Here is a 25,222-nt window from a genome sequence, read left to right on the forward strand (position 1 = left end):
GATGACATCGAACAATTGGGCGATTGAAGTAATAGGCCTCAAAAAATCCTATAAGAACGTGGAAGTGTTGCGGGGGGTGGACTTCACTGTTCAGAAGGGTTCAACTTTTGCTCTTCTAGGGTCCAACGGCGCGGGTAAAACCACTATGATTAAAATTCTTGCCACCCTGCTCCAGCCCGACAACGGAAGCGCAAAGATTAATGGAGCCGACGTAACTAAGCAACCAGAGCAAGTACGTAAGGAGATCAGCCTGACAGGACAAAGCGTCACCGCTGACTATATCCTGACCGGACGCGAGAATCTGCGAATGATGGCCAAACTCCGCCATTTGCCCGATCCTGACAAACAAGCCGAGGAGTTATTACGTCGTTTTGACTTGCTCGATGCCGCCGATCGCCGAATCTCCACGTATTCCGGAGGGATGTGTCGGCGCTTGGATTTGGCCATGAGCTTATTGGGTAACCCTTCGGTCATTTTTCTCGATGAGCCGACCACCGGACTTGACCCGCAAGCGCGTCTTGCTATGTGGGATATGATCAAGGATTTAGCGAGATCAGGTGTCACTGTTTTTTTAACTACGCAGTATTTAGAGGAAGCTGACCATCTAGCTGATCAAATTGCGATCTTACACGAAGGTCATATCGTGGCAAGCGGCAGTCCCGCGGAGCTAAAAAATAGATTGCCTAAGGGTCATATCGAGCTTCGATTCGACAATGAAACAACGCTAAATCAAGCACAAGATCTGTTGAAGGAATTTAACGCGACTGCAGATTCGAACAATCTCACGCTCTCCGTCATTACAGACGGAAGTACGAGACAGATGATGCGACTGCTAACGAAAGCAGCGGAAGCTGACATAGAAATTGCCGAGTTTGCGCAGAAACTGCCCTCGCTTGAGGATGTTTTTCTCGCGATCGTCACTAGCAAAAAGGAGGACTCCCGATGAAATTCATTCATTTTCTAGGCGATACCGCCGTCATGAGTGGGCGTGTCATTCGCCATTCCACACGTAGCATCGACACGATTATTACCGTCATCGCCATGCCGATCATGATCATGCTGCTCTTTGTTTACATCTTTGGCGGAGCGATGAACACCGGTGATGTAAGCTATATCAATTATATTGTGCCCGGAATATTGCTCTTTTGCATTGCTAGTGGCGTGGCTTATTCTTCTCTTCGTATCAATAACGATCTCACGAAAGGCATATTCGAGCGTTTCCACTCCATGCCGATCGCAAAAGCCTCTATTCTAGGCGGTCATGTGGTTGCTTCATTAGTTTTTAACGTCATTTCATTGCTTGCCATTTTCCTTGTTGCCTTCGGAATGGGATTTCGGCCGAAAGCGGATGTGCTCGGTTGGGTATTAGCCATTGGTATTTTGTTGCTTAGCGTACTTGCGTTTACTTGGATTGCCGTCACCTTCGGCTTACTTGCTAAATCATTCGAAGGAGCAGGAGTATTTTCTTACATTTTGATGTTACTTTTATTCGTTAGTTCTGCCTTTGCGCCGACCGACAGCATGCCTTCGGCTATACGCGTATTCGCAGAATATCAGCCCATGACACCGCTTATCGAGAGTATTCGTTCTCTTTTACTCGGAGGAACGGCAGATAAAACTACGCTTGTGGCGGTATTATGGAGTTTAGCAATACTTGCGTTTTTCTGGGCTTCCGCAATGCGAGTGTATAAACGGAGAATGAAATAGACGTAAAAAAGAGCCGGTGGCTTCTCGAAAGAGGGGGATACCGGCTCTTTGTGTGCACAGGCTAATTTTAAGATTCTGGCTGAATGGTGGGGTGAATATTTCTGTGCTATTCTAGAAATGTGATTTATATAAAATTTTTGTACATAGAATTAGAAGTACCGGATTTGGTAATTAATTTTAATAGGCGAATGGGGAATGAATGATATTTTTTAAAAATGGGGGAGTAAGTTATAGTGATACCAAACGAAGCACAAAACAAAAAACATTGGAAACGGGATATAATTATCTTTCTAAGTAGTCAAACATTTTCGTTATTCGGTTCTGCTTTAGTTCAATATGCTATTATGTGGTACGTTACGCTTACAACAAAATCAGGTATGATGATGACATTATTTATTATTTGTGGATTCATTCCTACCTTTTTATTATCACCGTTTGCAGGTGTATGGGCGGACCGTTTCAACCGGAAATATCTTATTATGATAGCAGATGCCATGATTGCCTTTGTTACACTGATTTTAGCCATTACATTTTTGCTTGGTTATGATGAGATATGGTTGTTGTTCGCCATTGCTGCAGTTCGTGCGCTCGGAGCTGGGGTTCAATCACCTGCGGTTGGGGCAATATTACCTCAAATTGTACCAGAGGATAAGCTGACGAAAGTAAATGGGATTAACGGAAGTCTTCAAGCACTAATGATGTTTGTTGCACCTATCGTTAGCGCGTCATTGCTTTCATTGGCAACAATTGAGGTCATTTTCTTTATCGATGTTATCACAGCGGCGATAGCGATCTTTACATTATCTTTCTTTTTGAAAATACCGTTGCATAAAAAAGCGACTGATAAACAAACGACAAGCTATTTGGACGATTTTAAACAGGGTTTAAGCTATATTAAAACCCACAGCTTTCTCAAAACTTTTTTCATTTTTTTCGCCTTTTTCTTCGTATTGATGGCACCGGCTGCATTTTTAACACCGCTACAAGTGACACGCAGCTTCGGAGATGATTATTGGCGATTAACAGCCATTGAAATTGCTTTTTCTATCGGTATGATGGCTGGCGGAGCAATTATTGCTTCATGGGGCGGCTTTCGAAACAAAGTATATACGATGACTTTTGCTAGCTTAATTATGGGTGTATGTACGTTCGCTTTGGGTATTGTACCTGTTTTTTGGATCTACTTGGTTATGATGGCTATTTTCGGCGTAGCTATGCCCGTCTTTAATACACCGACAACCGTAATGCTACAAGAGAAGGTAGATCCGGATTACTTGGGACGCATATTCGGAGTCTTTGGTATGATATCGACTTCCATGATGCCAATCGGAATGCTGATATTCGGTCCGCTCGCAGATGTAGTTGAGATTGAATGGCTCCTTGTTGGAACAGGGGTGTTAACTGTAATACTGTCCATTATCTTCATTCGAAACAAACGTTTAGTTGAAGCTGGGATGCCTTTAATACAGGAAGCATCACAAGAGTAGAATTTTGCTAGAAGCGAGAACTTGAAACCCTTGTGTAGATAAAAAAAGAAGCTCTCCTAAAGTTCGATTGAACTTTATGGAAGGCTTTTCTTAATTAGAAAAAAGGAGACCGACAATGACTTATTCACAGATGTGGAACAACGCAGGAAATGAAGCTGAAATTCTCTATTTGGAACAGCAGATTATGGCCATCAAAAAAGAAATAAAACGAGCAAAAACCGCAGAACAACAGGAGATATTGGATCAAGCGAATCGCAAGTTGGCTGAATTGGAAGCGAAGTTGGATGAGCTAGAGGAGTAGGGGCTAATCGCCCCATCGTTGCATCAATATTTTGACAGCTTGAATATCGGCCTCGCAACTGTGCGAAGCCAATAAGCAAATACGGTCGTTCCGGTCCATGAGGTTCGCTTACTCTGTAGGTATTGATCGTTGATAATATAAGTCCGGGTGGAAGCAGGGCTTTTCAGACCGAACTTTTCCCACTCTGCCGGATCATTTGAACCTCCGAGCTTTTCGAGCATATTTTCTGACGCGATATTTATTTTAGAAGGAATTTGCTCGTAGGCTTCAGTGATTTGCGCATGAAATTCGTCGATTGGATTGCGGCTGGCAAGGCTCTCTAAGTGAATGCCTTCACGAAGGTAAGAAACGTATGCAAGATGGTCAGCCCAGAATTCGTCGATATAAAAAAGCCGTACCCGCTGCTCCGCTGGGCTCAACGGCTGCTCGCCTTTCAAAATTCGCAGCCGCTCCGCGTATAGAATTCGCCTCTGATCCTCCACCATATCCGAATAACAGTTCAGTTCCTTGTGGATATCGAAGTTTTGGCCCATAACAATACGCTGAGTACTTGTGATCTTGCTGCTGAGCCCTGTCTCTTCAAGAGCCTCATCCTGCCTGGGAGCGCGAACTGCTTTATGGATGCCGAAGCGAAGCAGTAACTCGTCCTCCAAGCTTACATAAAAAACGGAAGCTCCGGGGTCGCCTTGGCGACCGGAACGCCCGCGCAACTGGTCGTCGATCCGCACGCTTTCGTTCACATGGGTGGCAATTACGTACAACCCGCCTAGCTTGGCGATTACCTCTGCTTGCGCAGGGTCGCCGCCGCCGAGCCGGATGTCGACCCCGCGTCCCGCCATATTTGTAGACACAGTCACTGCACCGGTTTCTCCCGCTTTGGCGATGATGTCGGCTTCTTCTGCGTCGTTTTTCGCATTTAGAACATGGCAAGATACGCCCGAAACCGCTAGCGCCTCTGCCAGCATGGCAGACTCCTCGACGCTTGACGTACCAATGAGAATTGGACGTCCCGTCCTATGGACGGATGAGATTTCTTGTACGAGTGCCTTAAGCTTGGCTTCTTTATGGGTATAAATCCGGTGCAGATGGTCGATTCGAATGTTTGGCCGGTTCGGTGGAATTTGCAGCACCTGGAGCGCATAAATATCTTCGAAGTCCATCGCGGAAGCATGAGCGGTAGCCGTCATTCCGCAAATCTGCGGATACAGGCTAATGAAGTGTTGAATGGTGATCGTCCCGAGAATTTTCCCGCCGGCTATGGAGTACAGCCCTTCTTTTGCCGTAAGCGCGGCTTGCAGCCCGTCCGGCAAATACCGGTTCTCCGCCACTCGGCCGGTATATTCTTCGATCAGCTCGATTTTTCCGTCCCGGACGATGTAATCTATGTCTTTCTTTAATAACGATTCCGCATGCAGCGCGCAATTTAAAGAAGTCAGCAAGTGACTGTTATGGCTATCGTATAAATTGCCGCATCCCAGCATCAATTCCGCATGCGCAGCGCCTGTTTCATTTAAGTAAACGTTCCGCTGGAACTCGTCGAAGTCGTAATGTCCATCTCTCTTAAGCTGCCGAGCTACTTCTGCGAAACGAAAGCCGTCGCTCCTGGAAGAGGGCATATCTCCGCTGATGACTAGCGGCACCCGAGCTTCGTCGAGAAGCAGCGAATCCGCTTCGTCGACGATGACGTAGTGGAAAGGACGATGCACGGTATCGGCTTCGTTTAGTGCAATTGTATCGCGCAAGTAATCGAATCCCGCTTCTTTGGCCGTAACATAGGTTATATCCTTGGCGTATGCTTCCTGTTTCTCGGACAGGCTCATGCCCGCTTGAACCGAGTTTACCGTTAATCCGAGAAAACGATAGATCGGGCCCATCCATTCCGCATCCCGTTTGGCTAAATAATCGTTAAAAGTCAGCACATGAATGCCTTTGCCAGTCAGTGCATTTAGATATGCAGGCATAACAGCAGAAAGTGTTTTTCCTTCACCGGTATGCTGCTCGATCAAGAATCTCTCGTGCAGAGCGATGGCAGCCATGATCTGGACATCGTAAGGATTTAATCCAAGCTTTCTCTTCGCTGCCTCGCATACTAACGCATAAGCAGCGATAAGCAGCTCATCCAAAGGTGTACCTGATTTTGCTTCCTTTTGTAGCCGGAGGGATTCCGCTTGAAGCTGCCCATCTTCCCATGCTTCCAAATTCCGTTTTCTGATGAGCTCCACTTTGTCCTGATAAACTTTCAGCTTATTCTGGGTATCGCGGTCTTTGAATTTTTGCATCAATTTGACGGCTATATTCATAGAAATCTGATCTCCCCTCGGTAGAAATACGCTTAGTTTTGAACAATATTTGCGCTGATCAGTCGGTTAACAAGTTCCTGGATTCAATCTACCAAAATATTCTATTAAATGCAATTTGGACAAAGGATAGAGACTATTAAAGCGTGGATGCTTCTAGGTACACTACAACTATCATCTTCGACTTCTTGTTTACAGATTGTTTGCAAAAGAACCCAAAAAGGACTGAACAGGGATCTAACTCATCACCTAGTTCAGTCCACAAACCACTTATCCAAATGCCTCGCAATTCTTACTCTTACTCAGTAGCCTCCTTAACTTTTTCAAGAACTGGTTATACCGATTTGAAATACAATTTCACCTTTGTTCATCCTTAGTATCGCTATTTAGCAGCTTCTGCTTCTTCATAGATGAGGCACCGAAGAGTCTGATCTGGGTAGCGTAACTCTGCAGTATAACTGCTGCCGTCTTCGAGCAACATTTTGACCGCTACCATACCGCGCTTATTATTTACGTCAGTGTCTGTAAGGGAAGCCGTGGCGATTCTCCGGGTTTCTCCTTGTCTGTCTGTAACTATTTTTATAGCCTCGTTAATCCAGGTTGCATCCTTTTGGATAGCGATGGCAGCTTCAGCATTGATTGGGGTTCTTGTGAGTGAAAAATTAGCTGCGGTCGTATCTACTACCGTGCGGGTGGAGGGATCAATAATTACGGTATATTGCCAAAATTCCTTACCTTGTCCTCTTAAGGTGTTGGTTTTATAAGGGGTGAATATTACCATCCAGGTCTTTTTCTTTGATAGCATGGATTCTCCTTGGCTTGCTTTTACTTCAAGCTTGGAGACGTCAGCTCCGAATATTTTTCGCACACTTGAAGCGGCCATGGCAACGGCGTCGGTCTGGCTCAAATTCCCTGTTTCTGGAGGGGTTACAATATTCCGCTTGGACAAGGCATAGGCCTCCCGGTAGAACCAGTCAATATATTGTAACAGTTCCTCGTCAGTCAATGTCCGATTCGGATACTTGAGCGTGTTTTTCTCCAAGTCAAAATAAAACTCCGCTTGTCCCGATTTTAACGGGAACAGCTCCTTGGGACGAAGGCCGTCATACACATACTGGTCTTCCAATATCAGCCTCCGGTTTATTTCATCCTCGGTCATCTCCCTTCCGATGGTGATAATTTCGTTATTGGGCTTGTCCGCAAAATCATAAATTTGCTGCATTTCTTCTTGGGTCATCAGCTGCTCTAGATCTCTGTTCACAGTAGATACCGGAGCTTCTGCTTCTACTTTTAGTACGGGTGCCTTGCTGCTGTTCAAGGTTAGATTGCCCGAGTCTTGTACTGCAGAAATGCTCTTGGCGGCGGTGGTGTTCACAAATCCTGGGACAATCATTGCGCTCACCGCCAGCACGCTTCCAGAGAACAAGAGTACAGCGAGTGTAGCGGAAATCTTGTTGTTCTTCATTTAACTTAACCTCCATTGGGATCGGATGATGATGAATCTTCCTAACCTTAATCCAAAGATGTTATAGAGTAGGAGGGCAGTTGTTATAGAGTTGTAAAAAGAGTCTGATGCTAGTTCCCTCGCCGAGGACAGAGTTTAAGGACAGTCTGGCCTTATGCGCTTCAGCAATTTGCCGACATAAGGATAATCCTAGGCCAGCGCCGCCATATTCACGTGAACGAGCCTGGTCTCCCCGATAGAAAGGTTCAAACACACGTTTAGCCATCTCTGCGGTGATTCCGGTTCCCGTATCACGGATTTCTAGCACGGCTTCTCCATCCAGCTCATAGGCCAGCATGTGGATTTCGCTGCCTTGCTTGGAGGCATGAATCGCATTCTCAACCAGATTTACCAATAATGAAGCTAGTAAATCGGGATCTCCCCAGACATTTGAAATCGTATGTTGGACATGAAATCTTATGCCAGCATCCGTCAATTTTGGGCGCTCCGTCTGTTGGATAGCTTGAAATAGTTCCGAAATATCCACCTGCTGAAGTGCCAACGGCTGATGCCGGAGGACAGACAAATCCAGCAGCTTGAAGGCCAGATTCTTGAGACGAAGGGTTTCACTAAGAATATAGCCGCCCGCAGTTTGCTGTTCTTCCTGTCCAATATTGGCCGTGGTCAGAAATTCGGCGAACCCCTGCATGCTGGTCAATGGCGTGCGTAACTCGTGGGCCAAATTATCCACCATCCTTTGTTTCTCTTCAGCCATATCTGAGAGTTCGGTAACCCTCTGCTCCACGGCCTCCGCCATCCGGTTGAAGTTCAAGGCCAGTTCGCCAAATTCATCTTTGCTGCGCAGCTGCACCCGTTTCGTATAGTCGCCTTCGGCGATTGTTTTGCTGGTCTCTGACAGGAGCTTTAGCGGCTTGCTTAGATGCCGGATTAGAAGATAAAGAAGAAGCAGCAGAACGGGTCCCACGATCCAGTTAATCATTACAAAAAAGCGGTTCAGTTCCTGTTGCTTGTTGAAGAGCTCACTGATATCACGCTGATAGACAAGCAGCAAATGCTGGTAAGGAGCAGGAAGCTGAGTGGAGAGCTGAATAGAGCGTTCGTCTGAAGATTCAGGCTGATCGCCTTTTCCCAAATTAGATTTCCCGAATTGTCCTTTTTGGGGAGGGTAAATCATTCGGTCGTTCTCCCATAGCTGCAAATAGATTCCCTGCTTACGGTAGTAATCGCCATAGGACTCAGAGACGCTGGCCAGTAGAATAGGGGTCAATGCCGTTCCCCGTGCTTGAATAGAATTAAGGTTCTCATAAATATTGTTGGCGATTAACAATTGCTCACTGGATGCTCTCTGCATTTCACTGTCCATATTTAGCTGCCAGCTTTTTTTCATCACCATAATGACACTTACATCCAGAGCAGCAATAAAGAGAGCGAGTACCGACAGCAGAATCTTATGCCAGAATCTCATGATTAGCTCTGAACTTCCAGGCGGTAGCCTATCTTGAAAATGGTTTTGATCCGTTCTTCCCAGCCCAGCTTTTTACGTAGCTGCCGGATGTGAACATCCACGGTGCGGGTGTCGCCCTCAAAATCATAGCCCCATGCCAATTCCAGCAGCTTTTCCCTCGACAATGCAATATTCCGGTTACGAATTAACACCTCAAGCAGCTCGAATTCTCTAACGGTCAAATCAACCGGTGTCTGATCTACTAAAACTTGCCGTTCCAGGTAACGCACCTCAACATTATCGCAAATGAAGCTGGAGGTGCCTTTTTCACCCCTGCGCAGGACTACATTGATTCTTGCCAGTAATTCAAGAATTTCAAAGGGTTTAATGATATAATCATCCGCGCCCAGCTCGAAGCCTTTAATGCGGTCAGCCAAAGAATTCTTGGCGGTGATCAAAATCACTGGAACCTGCAAATGTGCAATCCGCTGCATCACCTCAAAACCATCCAATTCCGGAAGCATAACATCCAGCAGAATCAAATCAGTCTTTTCACGCTCCAGAATTTCGAAAACCTCCGGTCCACGGTAAGCCTTGCTATATGTATGTCCAACCAGCTTGAGATTCATTGTAATTAAATCATTAATCGCTCGTTCATCTTCTACTACCAATATATTTGCCATTTCGTATTTCTCCTCCTGGTACCTTGCTCACTAAGTGCCACTTTCGTTATACACTATATACAACTAGAGGAAGGATTGTCCAGAAGGTTGGTAGTTTCATCAAGCGTTAATACCTAATAGGATAGAAAATTATGTGCTGAATTGTTACCTTAACAGTACAAACTTTTGTATTGGTCTTCCATCTATCATGAAAATATTTATAAATATAAACTATTGATATCGAATACATCTGAGAAACTCCAGTGTGAGGTATACGGGCCACCTCCAGTACCACCAGCACATTCGGGCCGTCGTGACGCACAGGAGTTAGCTTTGTACTCTAATGGTTTACTTGGCACAGACAAGGTTAACATCATAGAGCGATATCCTCAGGTTACTGGATTATACGAACGTCTGGATTTTAGAGCGTTTGCTTCGGAGGCCGGCAGCGAATTGATTGTACGTAAAAAGCTGCCCAAACTTCCCGGGCAGCCTCTCATATTCTTACGCGTACGTCTTCTGAGATCAAGCCGTTTGCGACGCACGTTTGCGAGCTGTTACAGTGTCTTCTTTTTCCGTGGATCAGTTGTCCTGACGCTTAACTGCTTTCTCGTCTCGTACCCCATTCAATTCATGTTCGTTCTGATGAAATTCCTTGAGTATAGTCTGGTAAATATGAGCCTCTTGAAGGTTCAGTCCGTCGCGATTTTCTTTCAAAACCCAGTTCTCGACCGTTTTCTTCAAGATTTCGCTCTTCCGTTCCAGCAGTTCCGTATAACTCAATTTACTTCATCCTTTCCGGTTCATGGTTTCAAACGCCGGATGGACTTTCTTTACTTGTCATTTCGTGCGTTTAACATCACATCCGACGTAACGTTTACCATTATACAGAAAATCCTGGTCGAACCCAACGCGGACCAACCGTCCTCAGATAGGGTGAGCACTACTTAGAATGGAACGGGAGTCCTCAGCGGACCGTTTCGCAGAAGTGCGGCCGGATACTCCGGTATGCTGACAGTTGCTTCTCTTTTATATAATCGTTTAACCAGATATCAAGCACGCGCTTTTAACTTTAATCTTCCTCAAGAGCAACCGGAATCCCCATACGAAACCCAATCACTCTAACTTACTGCATACCGTTGTATATTCGTATATCCGGCCTTCTCCAGCGATAATACCCCCGGCGGCCAGTTGATTGAAATGGAAAGTAAACCTAAAAATAGAAAATAAAAAATATGCCATATGAAAATGTATTAATAGTGAAAATATTAAAAGAAAAGAGGAGTTTATTTTGAATGATCCTGCCAATTTCCTATTGTGCATTCTAATGATAATGTGGCACACTATGTATAGATAAAACCAAACGAGGCAAAGAATGCCCCGTCTCCTTTCCTTTTGGAATAGAGGCGGGGTTTTGTATGATTAAAAACATATTTCGTTGCAGAGCGAGGGGATAGGTAATGGGTTTCGAGAGCGAGCATAATGAATGGTTATGTAATCATCTTAAACAAAGGAAGGGAGAGCGGCTTGATGCACTTAAACGCGGTCATGGTTACGGAAACCGCTTGTTTGTCGAGCGGGTGTGGTGGCCTCTAGCCGGACATTTTCACGGATTACACCCAGAATACGAAGTTAAGGACTGGCGCGGCAGATCCTATTTTGTGGATATTTTGTGGGAGATCGGAGCCTCGCGTATTGCATTTGAGATCATGGACTATGGCTCACATGGAACGGATCGTAGCAAATACCGGATGGACTTGAACCGCGGGCTTTTTCTACAGTCTCAAGACTGCACGGTGCTCTATATCTCGCTGGATGAGCTAAAAGAAAATCCATCCTTCATTCTCTCCGCGCTGCGGAACATTCTCTTTTCTTATTTGTTAGCAGAAAAGTCTGCGAAGACAACCGTTGAGAGAGCCTATTCCAGAATCGAGCGCGATCTGATGCGGGCAGCCATCCGGCACCATCGAGTCCTTCGCCCGGCTGATGCCGCGAGAGAGCTGGAATTGCACACGATGACGATCATTAAATACTGCCGTCAGCTGGTGGATAAAGGAAAATTTCGCCCGGTGGCAAGAGGTTCATCTCAGCGGATCATTTACTATGAATATATTGGTACGCTACAAAGTCCAGATTTGGTTTGAAGATGAAGTCCGTCGTGAGAATGTGAATGAAAAATCGAATACAATGTGCCGACGGTAGGTAAACGAGGCAAATGTATGCGGAAAATCGATTACATTGTGCCGCCGACAAGTTGAAGGAGGCATATGTATGCGAAAAACCGAATACAATGTGCCGACGGCAGGTAAACGAGCCAAATGTATGCGAAAAACCGCATACATGTGCCACCGGTACCATAAACGAGCCAAATATACACGAAAAATCGAATACAATGTGCCGCCGGTTACGTAAATGAGCCAAATGTATGCGAAAAATCGAATACAATGTGCCGTCGGCAAGTTGAAGGAGCCAAATGTATGCGAAAAAGTGAATACAATGTGCTGCCGGCAAGCTGAAGGAGCCAAATGTATGCGAAAAATCGAATACAATGTGCCGACGGTAGGTAAACGAGCTAAATGTATGCGAAAAAGTGAATACAAAGTGCCACCGGCAAGTTGAAGGAGCCAAATGTATGCGAAAAACCGAATACAATGTGTCGCCGGCAAGTTGAACGAGCCAAATGTGTGCGAAAAACCGAATACATTTGCCACCGGCATGCTAAACGAGCCACATGTATGCGAAAAACCGAAAACGATATTTTTCCAGTCTGGTAAATCAAGCCTCTGATTTCCAGGGAATCACAAGAATCTGCGCCGCAGGTTCTTTATTCTATTCTTCTCCTATCGCCACCGGATTCTCCTCATACGAAATCCAATCACTCCAACTACCCGCATACAATTTCACATTCCTATACCCAGCTTTTCCAAGCGCAAGCACATTCGGGCAGGCACTTACACCTGAACCACAGTACACGATAATTTCTTGCTCAGGATCAATTCCCTCATAATGCTCTTTCAGCACCTCAGTTGATTTCCAGCGTCCTTGCTCATCCAACACTTCTTTCCAGAACTTATTGATCGCCCCAGGAATATGACCTGCCTTCGGATCAATCGGTTCTTCCAGCCCTTCATAGCGACGGGACTCGCGGGAATCAATCAATAGTGCACCACCGTCGTTAACCACATTTTGCACATCCTCCATGCTAACAAGCATCTTCTTCTGAACATCTGCTTCATACTGGCTAGGAATCCTAACCGCTTGATGATCACTGACGGGGAAGGATGCTTTTTTCCAAGCAGAGTAGCCTTCATCCATTACAAACACACGTTCATGTCCCAAATATTTAAGCATCCACCACAGACGGGAAGCGTATGCACCACCTTGATCATCATAAGCAACGACAATACTATCTCTGTTAATGCCAACCTTGCTAAGAACGGTGGTAAGCTTCGAGATTTCTGGTAGGGGGTGGCGCCCCCCGTGTGCGCTTACTGGAGCGGAGAGTTGTTCTTCTAGATGAAAATAGATTGCGCCGGGAATATGATCTTCCGTATATGCTTTACGCCCAGCTTCCGGATCCGTAAGTAAAAAACGGCAATCGACTATAACCAGTTCAGGTTCGTATAACCGAGCAAGCAGCCATCGGGTAGAAACGATTGGTTCCATAAAGATACCTTCTTTCTATTAATATGTATGGAGTCATTATAGCGGAAAATAAATGAGGACGCACCTTAAGCTTATAGCTTAAACTGCGTCCTCAAGTAATTAGATCAAACGATATCCTGAAGGCAAGCTACCAGTGCGCTGTATGGCGCGAACCTGCGCCGGAGTCAGACGCTGATTGCTTGAAATGAGCGATTCGACATCTCCTCTACGGAGAAAGTCATCCAGTTCGCGAATGCTGCGGTTACCACGCAGAATTACGAAATTGTCACGGAAGCGAGAGCGATCGAACAACACAAGCGTAGCGTTCGGATTCGTGGAGAAAAAGCGTAAGCTTTCTATTCCAGTAAGTACTGCATCAATATCTGCAATGCCTAGATTGCCGCGATAGGTTCTGCGGAGCCCACGAAAGTTCTCCTCACTATATACTCTTAATCTGGGATAGATTACGGACGCTGCTTTTATGGTTACCATATTTTATCTCTCCTTGTTGGATTGACTTAGCAGGTAAATCTACTAACTATTTGACCTCAGAAGATAAGTTGGGAAAAAGGAGTAACCTGGGCTCTTGCTCCAGATTGCTCCTTTCTTGTTGAATGGAGATGTTAGCTCAAGCGATATCCCGCAGGCAAAGTGCCGCTGCTGCGGATATTACGAATCTGTTCGAGAGTTAATCGTTGATTAGTTGAAATAATGGATTCCACATCATTACCGGAAATGAAGTCGTCCAAATCACGGATGCTGTGGTTTCCACGAAGTACACGGAAGTTCCCTCTAAACTGGGTTCTAGTGAAGAGTACCAGTGTTGCATTACTGCTAGTAGAGAAGAAACGAAGACTCTCAATACCATCTAAAATCCTATCCGTATTACGAATGCCAAGGTTGCCGGTAAAGATTCTACTGCTACCTCTAAAATTTTCTTCATTGTATACAGTCAAACGTGGGTTAGTCTGTGATACATGAACCTCTTTTTTCATTTGTCATTCCTCCTTTGTAATCTAATCTATGTTCATTTCAATTTTTGGTTTGGCAGATAGTCTAATAGAAAGCCCTTATTTTGCGTAATCCATAATTTCGGGCTTTACATCAACAATATATTAGTGTACTATTCAACTATAACACCGACACATTAAAATAAACTCATCAATAATACAAAAGATGGCAGGGAGGATTACCATGAAGCAGGGAAATGATGAACGCGTGCAGGATTCAATCGTGCTGCAAATGAATGGGGTAAGCAAGATCATTAAAGGGAAATCCATTGTGGATAAGCTGACATTTGATATCCGTAAGGGAGAAATTGTTGGGCTATTGGGACCCAATGGTGCAGGGAAGACAACAACGATCCGGATGATGACGGGTCTTATACGGATGAGTGAAGGCGATGTGATCGTTCAAGGTCATAGTGTTAAGAGTGATTTTAATAAAGCTATTGGACATATTGGAGCGATTATTGAAAATCCAGAGTTCTATCCGTATATGACAGGGCTTGATAATCTAAAGCAGTACCAGAGAATGACAGATAATATTGAGGCTGGCAGAATTGATGAGGTTGTTGAATTGGTAGGACTTCAGGAAGCAATGAATAAGAAAGTGAAGGCTTATTCGCTTGGTATGCGTCAACGTCTTGGGATTGCTCAGGCGTTACTGAACCGACCAAAGTTATTGATTCTAGATGAACCTACGAACGGTCTTGACCCAGCAGGCATACGAGAAATGCGTGATTATATGCGTAGGATTGCTGAGGTTGAAGGGATTTCTATTCTAATATCCAGCCACTTACTGACTGAAATTGAACAAATTTGTCACCGGGCCATCGTGATTCAGAACGGCAAATTGGTGACCGTTACAGCGATAGGTGGGGAGCAGGAGACAGTTGCAGACGTGAAACTAACCATTCGTGTAGGCTCAGTAGAATCAGCAATTAACATCTTGGAAGGTCTAGAATACGCAGAGCTATTGTCTATGGATAGTGCTCGTTCTGAGGTGACAATAAATCTGCATGACAGTAAAGTGCCGGAACTAGTGTCGACTTTTAGTAATAAAGGGGTAGGTATTTACCGGATTGCAGAGAATAAACAAAGCTTAGAGGAAGATTTCTTGAAATGGACAGGAGGGAACCGAATTGCGTAGCTTTAATAATTTGGTTGTTAATGAATGGCTCAAGCTCTCGAAGAAACGTACGTTTTTTGTACCTTACCTGATATTAATTCTAATATCCATGCTATTAGGTTACATTGTTCATTCTGCCTCACCGGATATGTTTGGATCAGCTTATGACTTTTCAGCAATGATGCTGCTTTCACAAGGGATTGGGCAAGTGATTACCATTCTCGCAATCATCGGAACAGCGGGTATTGTCTCAAAAGAGTATAGTCAGGGCACCATCAAATTCCTTCTAATCCGTGCGAGAAGTCGTACAGCAATACTTGCGTCCAAATATGCTGTTGTGTTGATTTACGCGTTCTCAGTGGCAGTTGTCGGCATGTTGGCGGTTTTTGCATCAGGAGCTTTATGGTTTGGCTTGAGTGGTGGTGAGGCTGGTATTCGTGAGATGTTAACCAGTATAATGTATAACTCAGTTAGTACAGTTGTATATACAACACTTGCTTTTATGATCGGGATTTTGACAACATCTACGGGTGTTACAATTGGTGCTACAATGTTTATGCTGATGATAGACAAATTGGTTATTTTTCGTGAATTTTATAAATATGTATTATTCCCCAACCTAAATTTAGCTGCTTATGAAGGTGGAGGAGCACCTATGCCTGGAATGACGCTGACCTTTTCCATAGTAATGCTAGTTTTATACACAGCTGTCTTTTTACTCATAGGCTTCTCCGTCTTTAGACGAAGGGATGTTGCTTAATCATGACAATCGAATTCGATAACAACCTGCCGATTTATATTCAGATCATGAATTACATCAAAGGAGAAATCGTCACAGGTAAGTTAAAACCAGGAGATAAAATTCTCTCGGTACGAGAGCTTGCCAATGAACTGCAGATTAATCCGAATACAGTACAAAGAACCTTTCAGGAACTGGAGCGTGAAGAAATCGTGGAGACCCGGCGTGGAATGGGAAGATACGTCACTAGTAATGAAGGAACTATTTTGACCATCAAAAAAGAAATGGCAAAGGATGTACTAGATCGTTTCATTCGTGGCATGCAGGACCTTGGTTTTCAAGGTGAAGATATTTTAGCGGCAGTTGCAGAGAGTATCCGAAACAAGGATGGAGAATAGGAGGGGAAGCAAGTTGGAAAATATACTTGAGATTCATGACGTTACAAAAAAATATAGATCTAAGCACGCCCTCCGCGGAGTATCCTTTAATCTGAGTGCGGGTAAAATCACGGGACTGCTGGGCAGTAACGGCAGCGGTAAAAGTACACTAATGAAAATCATTGCTGGGCTTGCACAGCCTACTTCCGGTCGTGTATCCATTATTGGAGGGGCTGTAGGCTTAGATAGTAAAGCAGTAGTGTCATTTATGCCCGATAAGCCGCTTACAGAATCCTGGATGAATGTTAAGGATGCTCTAAAGTTCCAAAGTGATTTCTATCCGGATTTTGATCAGACTAAGGCTTCTCGAATGTTGGAGTTTATGAAGCTAAGAGCTCAAGATAAGGTGAAGGATTTGTCCAAAGGGATGAATGAACGTCTACAGCTTACACTTGCTTTATCACGTCGAGCTAGCCTGTATTTACTGGATGAGCCAATCGGTGGTGTTGATCCAGTAGCTAGAACTAAAATTCTAAACGCGTTAGTAGAGTTTTATGAAGAGGACAGCACCATTCTCCTTTCTACTCATTTAGTATCGGATATCGAGCGGATCTTTGATGATGTGATTTTTATAAAAGAGGGAGAAATTGTGATGCATACGGCGGTAGAAGATATCCGGCTGCGCCAAGGTAAAAGCATAGACGAACTGTTCAGAGAGGTGTACGCAGAATGCTAAAGCTAGTGAAGTATGATTTTAGACGAGATAGGGATAAGTTTCTTGCTGTTTTTGTAATCACCATTCTTGTGCAGTTTGTGATAGGATTTACTGTTCAATCAGATCAAGATATGTTCATGATGAACATCACTTCCTATGCAGTAGCAGGTGTAGTGCTTCTCTTTTTTAGTCTGCGCACCTTCGGTCAGAACCTGAGATTATTCAATCGGAGGCTTGTGCCAGTACCAGTCCTGTATACCGTTCTCTCACCAGTAATGCTGTTTTTAGGGTCGTTACTCGGTTTATTTCTAGTCGCTTATATTCATTTAGCAGTAGATATTATGATGTTTTCAACTTCGTTTTTACCGGAAAAATTTTGGCTGATTTCCGCATATACAGTGCTAATTGTCTTTTGGGCTTCCGCCTACTCTATGTTGCTCGTGATGTTCTCCATGACCGTTGCAATGAGTGTGAGAGTGAAAGGAAGAGTATGGATTGGGATAGCCGTTTTTTTTGTAATACAGTATATAATTTCTTTATTAGAGTCATCGATGTTCGATCATAAAAATATCACTTTGGAAAGAGCTTTTCGATTTGAAGTGACGGATGAGGCCGCTAAATTAAATGATATTGAGATCTCTCAGTATGTTCTTGGCTTACTTCCTACCCTGTTCGAAGCTGTGATTATTACGATTCTAGTATTTGCTATTGTTAAGCTCGTTAAAAAAAGAGTGGAGTCCTAGGTACACGGTGAAATAACGCTTTTTAGAACGAAGGCAGAGCGATTAGCTTTGTCTTCGTTTTTATGCAAAAAAAAGACGCCCTTCCATGAGAAGGGCATCTGTTATGTAGAATTCTACAGGCCCTCTACATTTAGAGAGGCTGTCCATATATCGAGTTCTCTATGTAGCTGTTCTTCTTCGTCCTCGTTCAATTTAAGTTTAACTCCATATTGGTATTGGCCGAGTCCGAACATCCAGCCCCAACGGACGCTACCCACGAGTTGAAGCTTTTCTTCGTTTAATTGAAGATGAATTACTAGCTTTGTATCGCCCGCCGTGAATCGAAGATTCAGGGGGGTGCGCACTTTGCAGCCAGATCGGCTAAGATCGAGCAACACAGCTTCTGTTAGCTTTCCGGCACCCGGACCGCTACTACTTATTGGAACTTCAATCCAGCATTCAAGCGGCTGGTTCATTACATAGCGAAATGGTTCTTTCCTGCTGGACACATCCATAATTTCCCTCCATATCGTTTATTTGCAATTATATCGAAAGAGATTGTTGAGAACAATCTACTAAAGTGCTATTTTTAATAAGAATAAATTTATTTAATCCTAATGAAGGTGATGAGACTTAACATGTACCAATACCTTAATGAAACGTTCCAAAAACACAATTTTGACCAAGGAAGTCTACAGGACGGGGAACTAAATAACTGTACATTTGAGCAGTGTTCCTTCAAGGGAAGCTCTATGGAAGAGATGACTTCCATCGGCTGCCGATTTATAGATTGCGATTTTACTGGAGCCATGCTCAATGCATCACACCATAAAGGCACGGCTTTTACTAACTGTAAGTTCACGGGTGCGAATCTGTTCGTATCGAAATTTGAAGATTGTAAAATGGTAGGCTCTGATTTCTCAAATGCTTATTTGGACGGGATCACACTTATCGGCGGGGACTGGTCCTACACGAACCTGAGACATACCAATCTTAGCAGACAGGATCTGCGCGGGATTCGATTTACTGAGGCCGATCTAATGGGTTGTAATTTGCAAAAAAGTGATCTTCGAGGGGCTGATCTGAGCCGTGTACAGCTGTCTCAATGCAAGCTTAAGGGGGCTGACCTACGGGATGCTATTGTTGAAGGAATTGATTTGAAAAGTTTGGATCTGCAGGGTGTTCGTATGGATATAGATCAGGCTGTACTGTTAGCACGCTCTTTTGGGGCTAAGGTAGGGAACTAGGAATAGGGGCATCAGCTGCTAATGTTGTAGCGGTTGATGCCCCTTTAGATTGTTATCAAGAAATACATATGCACATTGTATGAAACTTCTTATGTATATTTGCTTGCTTAACGGTTAACGCAGTCTTTTTCTGGGTTTGGCCCACCATTTAATCCAAAGAAAACCTTCGTCATCACGGAAAAATTTAATGCCTACCCAGCGTAAGGGTGTCCATAGTTCTCTAAAGTAATATGAAGGCATAGTCTATTAGACCCTCCTATATAGTCAATTAATACTATATGTTACGCTAGTTTTAATGAAACTTCAAGACAATTTTACTTATAATTACATATTATGAATCTACGAGAAGTAAATTGCTCATGTGAGCAGGACCAATAGCCCTATGTTAGTTGCATGCTTCATTTAATTCTTTTCAGCTACTTATGTCACATTCGAATTATCAAATACTAACACGCGCTCTTTGGGCGCGTGTTTTGACGTTTATTTTGAATGGAATCTAGCAATGACGCTCTATTAGTAGGGATATGCACAAGCATTTCATTATGGTCAGCATTTAATAAAAGGAGAGGAAGTGATGAAATGACGGAGACCGAGTTTATTGCGAAGATCGCAAATTTTGCTGTAAAGGACATGCAGATCAGCAAGATTCCGGCATCGCTAACGATAGCTCAAGCGGCGCTGGAATCGGGCTTTGGCAGCAGCGGATTGACTGTTAAGGCCAACAATTTGTTTGGGATTAAAGGTAGCGGACCAGCCGGTAGTATTACTGTGCAAACTACTGAATATGTTAATGGTAAAGCTGTTAAAGTAGAAGCTCTTTTTCGGGCCTATAACAACTGGGGAGAATCTGTTGCGGATCATTCCGCGTTGATTGTGAATGGTGTTTCGTGGAATCGTAATCTTTACAGCAAAGTGCTTGGTGCTAGTGGCAAGGTAGCCGCACAAGAGATTGCTGCCGCTGGTTATGCTACCGACCCAAACTATGCAGCAAAGCTAATCCAAATCATGAATACCTACAATCTGTATAAATATGATGATGAAGCCAAGGAAGGTGATGACGAAATGTCGGCAGAGGATAAACAAAGGCTGGCTAGTCTGGAAACGGAAATAAAAGAATTGCGTGCTCTTATTGTGAGCCTTACGGATAGCAAGGATACGCTAAAAACAGGTATGCAGGAACAAGGTCAGTCGATTACTAAGCTTTCAGATCGTGTGACTTTAATTGAAGACCGAGCAGTGATGAATGTACCCCCATGGGCTGAAGCGGCAGTAAAGGCAGCGAGTGCTGCAGGGCTGCTAGATACACCGTCAGGTGGCAGTTATGACTTCTATCGCATAATAACAGTGCTGAACCGTGCAGGCTTACTTGCTTCTGGTAGTGGAAAATGAAATAAGGAGGATTAAACACCATGTATAATGATGCTCTCAACAGTGTGCTTGCCTTTGCTTCTGTGCTGGCTGTTTTCGTAATGGCACTTGTACAACTTGTGAAGAATAGCGTGCGACTTCCGCGGAATATTGTACCGGTTGTTGGATTAGCTATTGGCTTGCTGGTTGGAGCAGTGGCCTATCCGTTCACTGATATGAATCTGATCCTGCGGCTATGGGCTGGAGGGCTAGCAGGACTTTCGGCGACGGGGTTATTTGAGCTTGCTTTTAACAAAAGGGATGGAACCAAAACAGATGATAAATAGACTCGGCCTATCAGTTATATAAAACAATCGTTTTATACAGGTATTGTGACTATGCAATCTATCGAGAACCCTAATATATTATCTTATGTCAATTATAAAGGGGGTGCAACAATGGGAACTTATCTTGATGCAAGAACGTCGCAAAATGCCAGCCTCGCCAACTCTATAGCCATTCCTATAACCGTTCTAAATACTCCACAGCTGTTTGGACAGATTGGGTTGTTGACTGCAGGAGTGACTACAAATCCGCGTGTGCTGCTTAAAGGAACGATCTCTGTAACGCTTCCTTTAGCTTTAGTGGGTATCACAATTACGATTGTAAGGGGAACCTTGCCGACCGATCCGCTTATATATTCTGCTACTTCAACTTTTGGTCTAAGTATTTTGGCTCCGCAAGTCATAACCTTTTCAGCAGACGATTTCTTACCTGCAATCACACCTCAACTCACTTATACAGCATTTGTTTCATCTAATCTACTCGGCACAGTTCGTGTGGGTCCAGAAAGCTTTGACGGTATTTTAGTTTCTGATTAATTGCAGAGCATTTAACCTCACTGGTTGCCAGTGGGGTCTTTTTTTAACCGTTCGCCCAATCTTCTAAGAAGATGATTACATATCTTATGATGTATTCTAAAATACGGAGGAGGTCTTCTCATGGGTGCAGAATTTGGCGGGGTTGGTGGCGCTTTTACTTCCACAGGCGCAATCTTAGTGTTGTTCATCTTGTTAGTTATTATTACGAGCGCATGCATATTCTAAAGATATAAAAAAGTCTGCTTCTGGCATTCGTGCTGGAAGCAGACTTTCTTTATGGTACTATTTCGATTTATGCCATGCAAAGCAAAAGTCGTTAGGATTCTACTCTCGTATTGAAGTACATAAAAAATGCTGATCCGGATTTCTTCCATTATTGTAGTATTAATCATTGTCGTAACGGTGGGAAGCTTTTATTTCTATCATGTAACCCCGAACGTGACTGTCTAACAAAGGGCTGCCGAAAGGTGGTCCTTTTGTGATGTATATACTCTTTAGCGAATTTATTGTGTGAGTTTGCTTTTTATTCACATTTAAATGCAATATATAAATTGCATTATGTAATAAATATATTATAATTCTGGTTATAGGGAGGGATAATAATGAAAAAAAGTAAAATGAATGATGAACGAATTGTATCTCAAAGAAGAACGATTCAAAGTGATGCTTATCAAATATTAGTATATTGTTTGCTGATTTCAGTACTGATTCAACAATTCATAATGAATGCTCCGTTTGAGCAATTTGCAGTCGAGTTTTTCTGTTTAATTGGTAGTGGAATATATATAACGATACGGCACTTGTCTGTTGGTGTTGATATTTGGGATTCCCGAAGAAACACAAATAAAAAGCTGCTCATAAACAGCATTATTTCAGGCGGAATTTGTGTTTCGTTGCTTATAGTTTTGGCGGGAGAAAGAAATGTATGGAGCATTATTTTAATCTTTGTATCTTTTACAATTGTTTATTTTCTTACACACCTAGTGTTACGGAATATAAACAAAAAAAGACAACAGCAAATCGATGATGAATTAGGTAGTGATGATACAGTTGAATGAAATGCGCGGATTTTTCATCCTCATCTATGAGCTTTAATTTTATCGGAGGGAGTTGAATACGCTGCTGAAAATATGGCACGTCGCAGATCTCCGAAAGGATAAGCACGAGAGCCTATATTTCCCTATGACCGTGATCTTTGAGCCAAGAGGCAATTGCAGAAATTTGGGGTATTCCTAAGGTGGCAGCATTCACAAGCCACTGTGTGCGTTCTTCTTACTCATTGTCCGAAACTAGTGATTTTGTATTGGTTATTCCATATATAATAATAACTTTTAATGTCTTTAAACATAAATTCGGGGCCCTATCTCTAGGGCCCCTTTCATGGGAGAGGAGAAACCGGACGAAGAGCTTATGGGGAAACGTAAGCCTGCTCCGCGGTTGTCTACGACATTTGTGGTGTCGATAATTACATGATGTCCCTGGAAGCCCAGTCTTATACATAAGGAAGACTTATTTATCAGAATAGTCTTGATCTTTCCATTTTTCATATCTAGACAAATTTTTTATTTCATCGCGCAAATGTGTTACGATAGGCGTGGACTTATGCCCTTTTGGGTATAACAAACAGAGACATAGAGCGGGTGATTGACGGTGAGAGTGGTATCGGGAAGTGCAAAAGGAAGACCACTAAAAAGTGTGCCGGGAAGTGGAACAAGACCTACAACCGATAAGGTGAAGGAAGCTGTATTCAGTATGATCGGTCCATATTTTGAAGGTGGAGCGGTACTGGATTTGTTCGCAGGTACAGGTGGTTTGGGTATCGAAGCTTTAAGCAGAGGGATGGAAAGTGCCGTATTTGTAGATATGGATCCCAAGAGTATTGACACTATTCGTGCCAATTTGAAGGCGACTAATCTTGAAGCGAGTGCGCAAGTGTACCGAAATGAAGCAGGAAGAGCACTCAGTGCATTGGAGAAGCGGGGACGTGTTTTTGATTTAGTTTTTCTAGATCCTCCCTACCGATTGAAGCACGGAGATGAGCTGATGCTATCTATGGTAGAAAAAGGAATGCTGCAAGAGGACGCAATCATTGTTCTGGAGCATGAATCAAGTTATGCCTATCCTGAGGATATTCCAGGATTTTATAGGCTGCGTCAGGCCGTATACGGAGAAACGACAATTTCTATTTATCAGTATGAAGCTAATCCTTCTGTGGAAAGCGAGACTGGTGAGGAGGTAGAGAATGAGTCAGCAAATTAGAAAAGAACGTGTTGCCATCTATCCAGGCACCTTTGATCCCGTGACTATGGGACATATGGATATTATTCGGCGCGCATCCAAGCAATTCGACCGTTTAATCGTAACGGTGCTTAATAATTTGAGTAAGAACCCGCTGTTTACTGTAGAAGAGCGGACAGAGCTTTTAAGACAGGCAACAGCTGATATTCCCAATGTGGAAATCGACAGCTTTAGAGATCTATTAGTCAATTATGTTCGTCAAAAAGATGCTCAAGTCATTGTACGTGGTATTCGTACCGTAACTGACTTTGAATATGAACTGCAAAACGCATCCATCAACCATAGTCTGGATCCGGATGCGGAAACGATCTTTATGATGACTAATCCGAAATATTCCTATTTAAGCTCCAGCGTTGTAAAAGAAATTGCCCATTTTGGTGGGAATGTGTCTGACTTCGTGACGCCTGAGGTGGAACAGGCGATGAAGCTTAAATTTAATCGAGCCGATGGCGAAAAGCGCTAACGAGATAGATCGTTGCGGATAATGCCAGTAGGATGATTAGCAGAAGCGATTGCAAACTAAGCAACTGTGGAAAAGAGCTCCATATGGCAGTTACATTAATGGTTCTGTTTGGTATGGATTGTGAATCAGCGAGTGCAGGCAAAGCGGCTTCACTTATTACTAAAAGTGGTTTCCATAGTAGCAGTGTTAATAAAAAAGCATAAACGCCGTGCATCAGGCGAACGACAGCATAGGGGAGGAATCGGACATTTGCTTGTTTAAGCAACGTCAGCACCTGTAGTTGCGCACAGAGCCCGCTCCAGCCTAGTGCAGCAGAGAGTAAGGCCAAGCCTAGTACACCTGATGCTCCGGCTCCGATGCTCGAGAGCCCTTTGCTTATAGCGTCGGCTCCTAAATGAATCTCGAGCAAGCTCGCTGGCAGAGCGGCTGGCAATACAGGAAGTACCGTAGTAATGATATTGATGACCACGGCGAACATAATCATGTAACCGCCCACAACCATCAAATTTTGTACCGCTGTAGCTACTGACTCCCCAAGAAGTCTACCGAAGCTTCGGCCATCTCTTGATCTGGCTTCAGTGGCTGCAAATTGGACACGACTATATAAAGAAGGTCGTTTGGTATTCGTGCGTTCCTTTACAGAAGGCTGCGGATTGTCTAGCCGGCCATTTAAAAGAGCGTCTGTATAACTGGCCAGAAGTCCTGAAACCCAGTGGATAGCAAGTAGAAAGTAACCTGCTGTAGGACTATGTAGGAAAGCTACACCAATCACAATGAGCAGGGTTACTGGACTGGCGAAATGCGTAAGTGAAGCAAGACGAGCGGCTTCCTTGTCCGAAATGCTGCCCTGCCTATGAAGCTGCATTACACCTCCGGCCCCGCCGGGGAATCCAGCGGTGATCCCAAGCGCCAAAGTCCAACCACTCGCGCCAGGTAGTCGAAAGACCTTTTTCATCAATGGTTCCAGGAGCACTCCGAAACCATGTGCGAAGCCCGAAGCGGTTAGCATCTCAGACAACATCAAGAAGGGTAGAAGTGCAGGGAATACGAGTGTCCACCAGAGCTTTAACCCTTGGAGAGAAGCCTCGAAAGAGCTTTCTGGTGAGATAATGATGGCAATGGCTAACAGGATTGCGATCACCCCAGATAAAAAAGGTGTGGAGCGACTAGCTAGCCGGCGTATTTTAATATTGTTCATTTCTAGAATCACCTCTTCATAACTTAAGGCATAGCGGATGTGTTATCAATTTATGCAGAGTAGACAACCATCATGCCAAACCACTAGTCGAAGCGGT

Annotated in this window: 29 protein-coding genes; 19 read left to right on the plus strand and 10 right to left on the minus strand. The window is 43.9% G+C overall.

Translation table 11 applies throughout. The features are described 5' to 3' along the window. The first annotated feature begins 1 nt into the window (after position 1). The 4 genes from NSS87_RS13215 (at position 2) to NSS87_RS13230 (ending at position 3,495) form a co-directional block, all read left to right on the plus strand. The gene (locus NSS87_RS13215; RefSeq protein WP_042187642.1) at positions 2-946 is read left to right on the plus strand and encodes a daunorubicin resistance protein DrrA family ABC transporter ATP-binding protein; all 945 of its coding nucleotides are present in this window, start codon (positions 2-4) and stop codon (positions 944-946) included. Then, entirely contained in the window at positions 943-1,707 is a 765-nt protein-coding gene (locus tag NSS87_RS13220; RefSeq protein WP_042187644.1) for an ABC transporter permease, read from the plus strand. The genes NSS87_RS13215 and NSS87_RS13220 overlap by 4 nt, the downstream gene beginning before the upstream one ends. Positions 1,708-1,940: 233 nt before the next feature. Further along, complete coding sequence (locus NSS87_RS13225) at positions 1,941-3,194, plus strand: MFS transporter (RefSeq protein ID WP_339247655.1); 1,254 nt, start codon at positions 1,941-1,943, stop codon at positions 3,192-3,194. A gap of 115 nt (positions 3,195-3,309) precedes the next feature. Next, positions 3,310-3,495 (plus strand): hypothetical protein, encoded by a 186-nt coding sequence (locus tag NSS87_RS13230; RefSeq protein ID WP_042187647.1) that lies wholly within the window; start codon positions 3,310-3,312, stop codon positions 3,493-3,495. Between the two features lie 23 nt (positions 3,496-3,518). Here the strand turns inward: NSS87_RS13230 and NSS87_RS13235 are convergent, their stop codons facing one another. From NSS87_RS13235 to NSS87_RS13255, 5 genes are all read right to left on the minus strand, one after another. Next, a complete protein-coding gene (locus tag NSS87_RS13235; protein ID WP_339247657.1) occupies positions 3,519-5,795 on the minus strand; it encodes a DEAD/DEAH box helicase in 2,277 nt (758 codons plus the stop codon). A 379-nt stretch (positions 5,796-6,174) separates the two neighbouring features. Next, entirely contained in the window at positions 6,175-7,257 is a 1,083-nt protein-coding gene (locus NSS87_RS13240) for a hypothetical protein (protein ID WP_339247659.1), read from the minus strand. Positions 7,258-7,318: 61 nt separating this feature from the next. Next, entirely contained in the window at positions 7,319-8,722 is a 1,404-nt protein-coding gene (locus NSS87_RS13245; protein WP_339247662.1) for a HAMP domain-containing sensor histidine kinase, read from the minus strand. A 2-nt stretch (positions 8,723-8,724) separates the two neighbouring features. Next, a complete protein-coding gene (locus tag NSS87_RS13250) occupies positions 8,725-9,384 on the minus strand; it encodes a response regulator transcription factor (RefSeq protein WP_339247663.1) in 660 nt (219 codons plus the stop codon). 561 nt (positions 9,385-9,945) lie between these two features. Continuing rightward, entirely contained in the window at positions 9,946-10,146 is a 201-nt protein-coding gene (locus NSS87_RS13255; RefSeq protein ID WP_339247666.1) for a hypothetical protein, read from the minus strand. Between the two features lie 677 nt (positions 10,147-10,823). On the opposite strand from NSS87_RS13255, the gene NSS87_RS13260 reads away from it, so the two are divergent. Together NSS87_RS13260 and NSS87_RS13265 are read left to right on the plus strand one after the other, a co-directional pair. Then, positions 10,824-11,507, plus strand: coding sequence for a hypothetical protein (locus NSS87_RS13260; RefSeq protein ID WP_042187659.1), 684 nt, complete (start codon positions 10,824-10,826; stop codon positions 11,505-11,507). Positions 11,508-11,634: 127 nt separating this feature from the next. Beyond that, positions 11,635-11,775, plus strand: a complete 141-nt coding sequence (locus tag NSS87_RS13265) for a hypothetical protein (RefSeq protein WP_339247668.1) — start codon at positions 11,635-11,637, stop codon at positions 11,773-11,775. Between the two features lie 417 nt (positions 11,776-12,192). Here the strand turns inward: NSS87_RS13265 and NSS87_RS13270 are convergent, their stop codons facing one another. The 3 genes from NSS87_RS13270 to NSS87_RS13280 all read right to left on the minus strand — a co-directional run bounded on the left by NSS87_RS13270 (position 12,193) and on the right by NSS87_RS13280 (position 14,003). Further along, complete coding sequence (locus NSS87_RS13270) at positions 12,193-13,029, minus strand: sulfurtransferase (RefSeq protein ID WP_042187660.1); 837 nt, start codon at positions 13,027-13,029, stop codon at positions 12,193-12,195. A 99-nt stretch (positions 13,030-13,128) separates the two neighbouring features. Next, positions 13,129-13,500 carry a hypothetical protein gene (locus NSS87_RS13275; RefSeq protein WP_076282790.1) on the minus strand — a complete coding sequence of 124 codons (372 nt, stop codon included), beginning with the start codon at positions 13,498-13,500 and terminating at the stop codon, positions 13,129-13,131. Between the two features lie 131 nt (positions 13,501-13,631). Continuing rightward, a complete protein-coding gene (locus NSS87_RS13280; RefSeq protein WP_339247669.1) occupies positions 13,632-14,003 on the minus strand; it encodes a hypothetical protein in 372 nt (123 codons plus the stop codon). Positions 14,004-14,202: 199 nt separating this feature from the next. Between NSS87_RS13280 and NSS87_RS13285 the strand changes: the two genes are divergently transcribed. The 5 genes from NSS87_RS13285 to NSS87_RS13305 are packed head-to-tail and all read left to right on the plus strand — an operon-like array spanning position 14,203 to position 17,712. Further along, on the plus strand, positions 14,203-15,159 hold the full coding sequence (locus NSS87_RS13285; RefSeq protein WP_339247672.1) for an ABC transporter ATP-binding protein: 957 nt from the start codon (positions 14,203-14,205) through the stop codon (positions 15,157-15,159). Beyond that, positions 15,152-15,898, plus strand: a complete 747-nt coding sequence (locus NSS87_RS13290; RefSeq protein ID WP_339247674.1) for an ABC transporter permease — start codon at positions 15,152-15,154, stop codon at positions 15,896-15,898. Before NSS87_RS13285 ends, NSS87_RS13290 begins: the two co-directional genes overlap by 8 nt. A gap of 2 nt (positions 15,899-15,900) precedes the next feature. Further along, positions 15,901-16,275: a GntR family transcriptional regulator gene (locus NSS87_RS13295; protein ID WP_042187671.1), complete on the plus strand. Its 375-nt coding sequence runs from the start codon at positions 15,901-15,903 to the stop codon at positions 16,273-16,275. 13 nt (positions 16,276-16,288) lie between these two features. Then, on the plus strand, positions 16,289-16,990 hold the full coding sequence (locus NSS87_RS13300) for an ABC transporter ATP-binding protein (RefSeq protein WP_339247678.1): 702 nt from the start codon (positions 16,289-16,291) through the stop codon (positions 16,988-16,990). Continuing rightward, positions 16,984-17,712 (plus strand): hypothetical protein, encoded by a 729-nt coding sequence (locus NSS87_RS13305; protein ID WP_042187675.1) that lies wholly within the window; start codon positions 16,984-16,986, stop codon positions 17,710-17,712. The genes NSS87_RS13300 and NSS87_RS13305 overlap by 7 nt, the downstream gene beginning before the upstream one ends. A gap of 113 nt (positions 17,713-17,825) precedes the next feature. Here the strand turns inward: NSS87_RS13305 and NSS87_RS13310 are convergent, their stop codons facing one another. After that, positions 17,826-18,206: a PilZ domain-containing protein gene (locus tag NSS87_RS13310; RefSeq protein ID WP_042187677.1), complete on the minus strand. Its 381-nt coding sequence runs from the start codon at positions 18,204-18,206 to the stop codon at positions 17,826-17,828. Positions 18,207-18,329: 123 nt separating this feature from the next. Here NSS87_RS13310 and NSS87_RS13315 point away from each other — a divergent pair, with 123 nt between their 5' ends. The 8 genes from NSS87_RS13315 (at position 18,330) to coaD (ending at position 23,927) form a co-directional block, all read left to right on the plus strand. Beyond that, the gene (locus NSS87_RS13315) at positions 18,330-18,938 is read left to right on the plus strand and encodes a pentapeptide repeat-containing protein (protein WP_042187679.1); all 609 of its coding nucleotides are present in this window, start codon (positions 18,330-18,332) and stop codon (positions 18,936-18,938) included. Between the two features lie 579 nt (positions 18,939-19,517). Then, entirely contained in the window at positions 19,518-20,327 is an 810-nt protein-coding gene (locus NSS87_RS13320) for a glycoside hydrolase family 73 protein (RefSeq protein WP_339247683.1), read from the plus strand. Positions 20,328-20,347: 20 nt separating this feature from the next. Then, positions 20,348-20,632, plus strand: a complete 285-nt coding sequence (locus tag NSS87_RS13325; protein ID WP_339247685.1) for a holin — start codon at positions 20,348-20,350, stop codon at positions 20,630-20,632. Between the two features lie 111 nt (positions 20,633-20,743). Further along, positions 20,744-21,166: a hypothetical protein gene (locus tag NSS87_RS13330; protein ID WP_042187685.1), complete on the plus strand. Its 423-nt coding sequence runs from the start codon at positions 20,744-20,746 to the stop codon at positions 21,164-21,166. A 120-nt stretch (positions 21,167-21,286) separates the two neighbouring features. Then, on the plus strand, positions 21,287-21,391 hold the full coding sequence (locus tag NSS87_RS13335; protein ID WP_081951108.1) for a sporulation protein YjcZ: 105 nt from the start codon (positions 21,287-21,289) through the stop codon (positions 21,389-21,391). A 377-nt stretch (positions 21,392-21,768) separates the two neighbouring features. Continuing rightward, positions 21,769-22,224: a DUF6773 family protein gene (locus NSS87_RS13340; protein WP_042187687.1), complete on the plus strand. Its 456-nt coding sequence runs from the start codon at positions 21,769-21,771 to the stop codon at positions 22,222-22,224. 592 nt (positions 22,225-22,816) lie between these two features. After that, complete coding sequence (rsmD, locus tag NSS87_RS13345) at positions 22,817-23,425, plus strand: 16S rRNA (guanine(966)-N(2))-methyltransferase RsmD (RefSeq protein WP_060624086.1); 609 nt, start codon at positions 22,817-22,819, stop codon at positions 23,423-23,425. Continuing rightward, on the plus strand, positions 23,409-23,927 hold the full coding sequence (gene coaD, locus NSS87_RS13350; protein WP_076282781.1) for a pantetheine-phosphate adenylyltransferase: 519 nt from the start codon (positions 23,409-23,411) through the stop codon (positions 23,925-23,927). The genes rsmD and coaD overlap by 17 nt, the downstream gene beginning before the upstream one ends. Here coaD and NSS87_RS13355 read toward each other — a convergent pair. Then, positions 23,899-25,125, minus strand: a complete 1,227-nt coding sequence (locus tag NSS87_RS13355; protein ID WP_339247693.1) for a nucleoside recognition domain-containing protein — start codon at positions 25,123-25,125, stop codon at positions 23,899-23,901. The genes coaD and NSS87_RS13355 overlap by 29 nt on opposite strands. Between the last annotated feature and the right edge of the window lie 97 nt (positions 25,126-25,222).

Source organism: Paenibacillus sp. FSL F4-0243 (assembly GCF_037963295.1).
GTDB lineage: Bacteria > Bacillota > Bacilli > Paenibacillales > Paenibacillaceae > Paenibacillus_AQ.

Coding starts and splice junctions, on each gene's coding strand:
- NSS87_RS13215 (WP_042187642.1), top strand. CDS start 2: ATGACATCGAACAATTGGGCGATTGAAGTAATAGGCCTCAAAAAATCC.
- NSS87_RS13220 (WP_042187644.1), top strand. CDS start 943: ATGAAATTCATTCATTTTCTAGGCGATACCGCCGTCATGAGTGGGCGT.
- NSS87_RS13230 (WP_042187647.1), top strand. CDS start 3,310: ATGACTTATTCACAGATGTGGAACAACGCAGGAAATGAAGCTGAAATT.
- NSS87_RS13235 (WP_339247657.1), bottom strand. CDS start 5,795: ATGAATATAGCCGTCAAATTGATGCAAAAATTCAAAGACCGCGATACC.
- NSS87_RS13240 (WP_339247659.1), bottom strand. CDS start 7,257: ATGAAGAACAACAAGATTTCCGCTACACTCGCTGTACTCTTGTTCTCT.
- NSS87_RS13245 (WP_339247662.1), bottom strand. CDS start 8,722: ATGAGATTCTGGCATAAGATTCTGCTGTCGGTACTCGCTCTCTTTATT.
- NSS87_RS13250 (WP_339247663.1), bottom strand. CDS start 9,384: ATGGCAAATATATTGGTAGTAGAAGATGAACGAGCGATTAATGATTTA.
- NSS87_RS13260 (WP_042187659.1), top strand. CDS start 10,824: ATGGGTTTCGAGAGCGAGCATAATGAATGGTTATGTAATCATCTTAAA.
- NSS87_RS13265 (WP_339247668.1), top strand. CDS start 11,635: ATGCGAAAAACCGAATACAATGTGCCGACGGCAGGTAAACGAGCCAAA.
- NSS87_RS13270 (WP_042187660.1), bottom strand. CDS start 13,029: ATGGAACCAATCGTTTCTACCCGATGGCTGCTTGCTCGGTTATACGAA.
- NSS87_RS13275 (WP_076282790.1), bottom strand. CDS start 13,500: ATGGTAACCATAAAAGCAGCGTCCGTAATCTATCCCAGATTAAGAGTA.
- NSS87_RS13280 (WP_339247669.1), bottom strand. CDS start 14,003: ATGAAAAAAGAGGTTCATGTATCACAGACTAACCCACGTTTGACTGTA.
- NSS87_RS13285 (WP_339247672.1), top strand. CDS start 14,203: ATGAAGCAGGGAAATGATGAACGCGTGCAGGATTCAATCGTGCTGCAA.
- NSS87_RS13295 (WP_042187671.1), top strand. CDS start 15,901: ATGACAATCGAATTCGATAACAACCTGCCGATTTATATTCAGATCATG.
- NSS87_RS13305 (WP_042187675.1), top strand. CDS start 16,984: ATGCTAAAGCTAGTGAAGTATGATTTTAGACGAGATAGGGATAAGTTT.
- NSS87_RS13310 (WP_042187677.1), bottom strand. CDS start 18,206: ATGGATGTGTCCAGCAGGAAAGAACCATTTCGCTATGTAATGAACCAG.
- NSS87_RS13315 (WP_042187679.1), top strand. CDS start 18,330: ATGTACCAATACCTTAATGAAACGTTCCAAAAACACAATTTTGACCAA.
- NSS87_RS13320 (WP_339247683.1), top strand. CDS start 19,518: ATGACGGAGACCGAGTTTATTGCGAAGATCGCAAATTTTGCTGTAAAG.
- NSS87_RS13325 (WP_339247685.1), top strand. CDS start 20,348: ATGTATAATGATGCTCTCAACAGTGTGCTTGCCTTTGCTTCTGTGCTG.
- NSS87_RS13330 (WP_042187685.1), top strand. CDS start 20,744: ATGGGAACTTATCTTGATGCAAGAACGTCGCAAAATGCCAGCCTCGCC.
- NSS87_RS13335 (WP_081951108.1), top strand. CDS start 21,287: ATGGGTGCAGAATTTGGCGGGGTTGGTGGCGCTTTTACTTCCACAGGC.
- NSS87_RS13340 (WP_042187687.1), top strand. CDS start 21,769: ATGAAAAAAAGTAAAATGAATGATGAACGAATTGTATCTCAAAGAAGA.
- coaD (WP_076282781.1), top strand. CDS start 23,409: ATGAGTCAGCAAATTAGAAAAGAACGTGTTGCCATCTATCCAGGCACC.
- NSS87_RS13355 (WP_339247693.1), bottom strand. CDS start 25,125: ATGAACAATATTAAAATACGCCGGCTAGCTAGTCGCTCCACACCTTTT.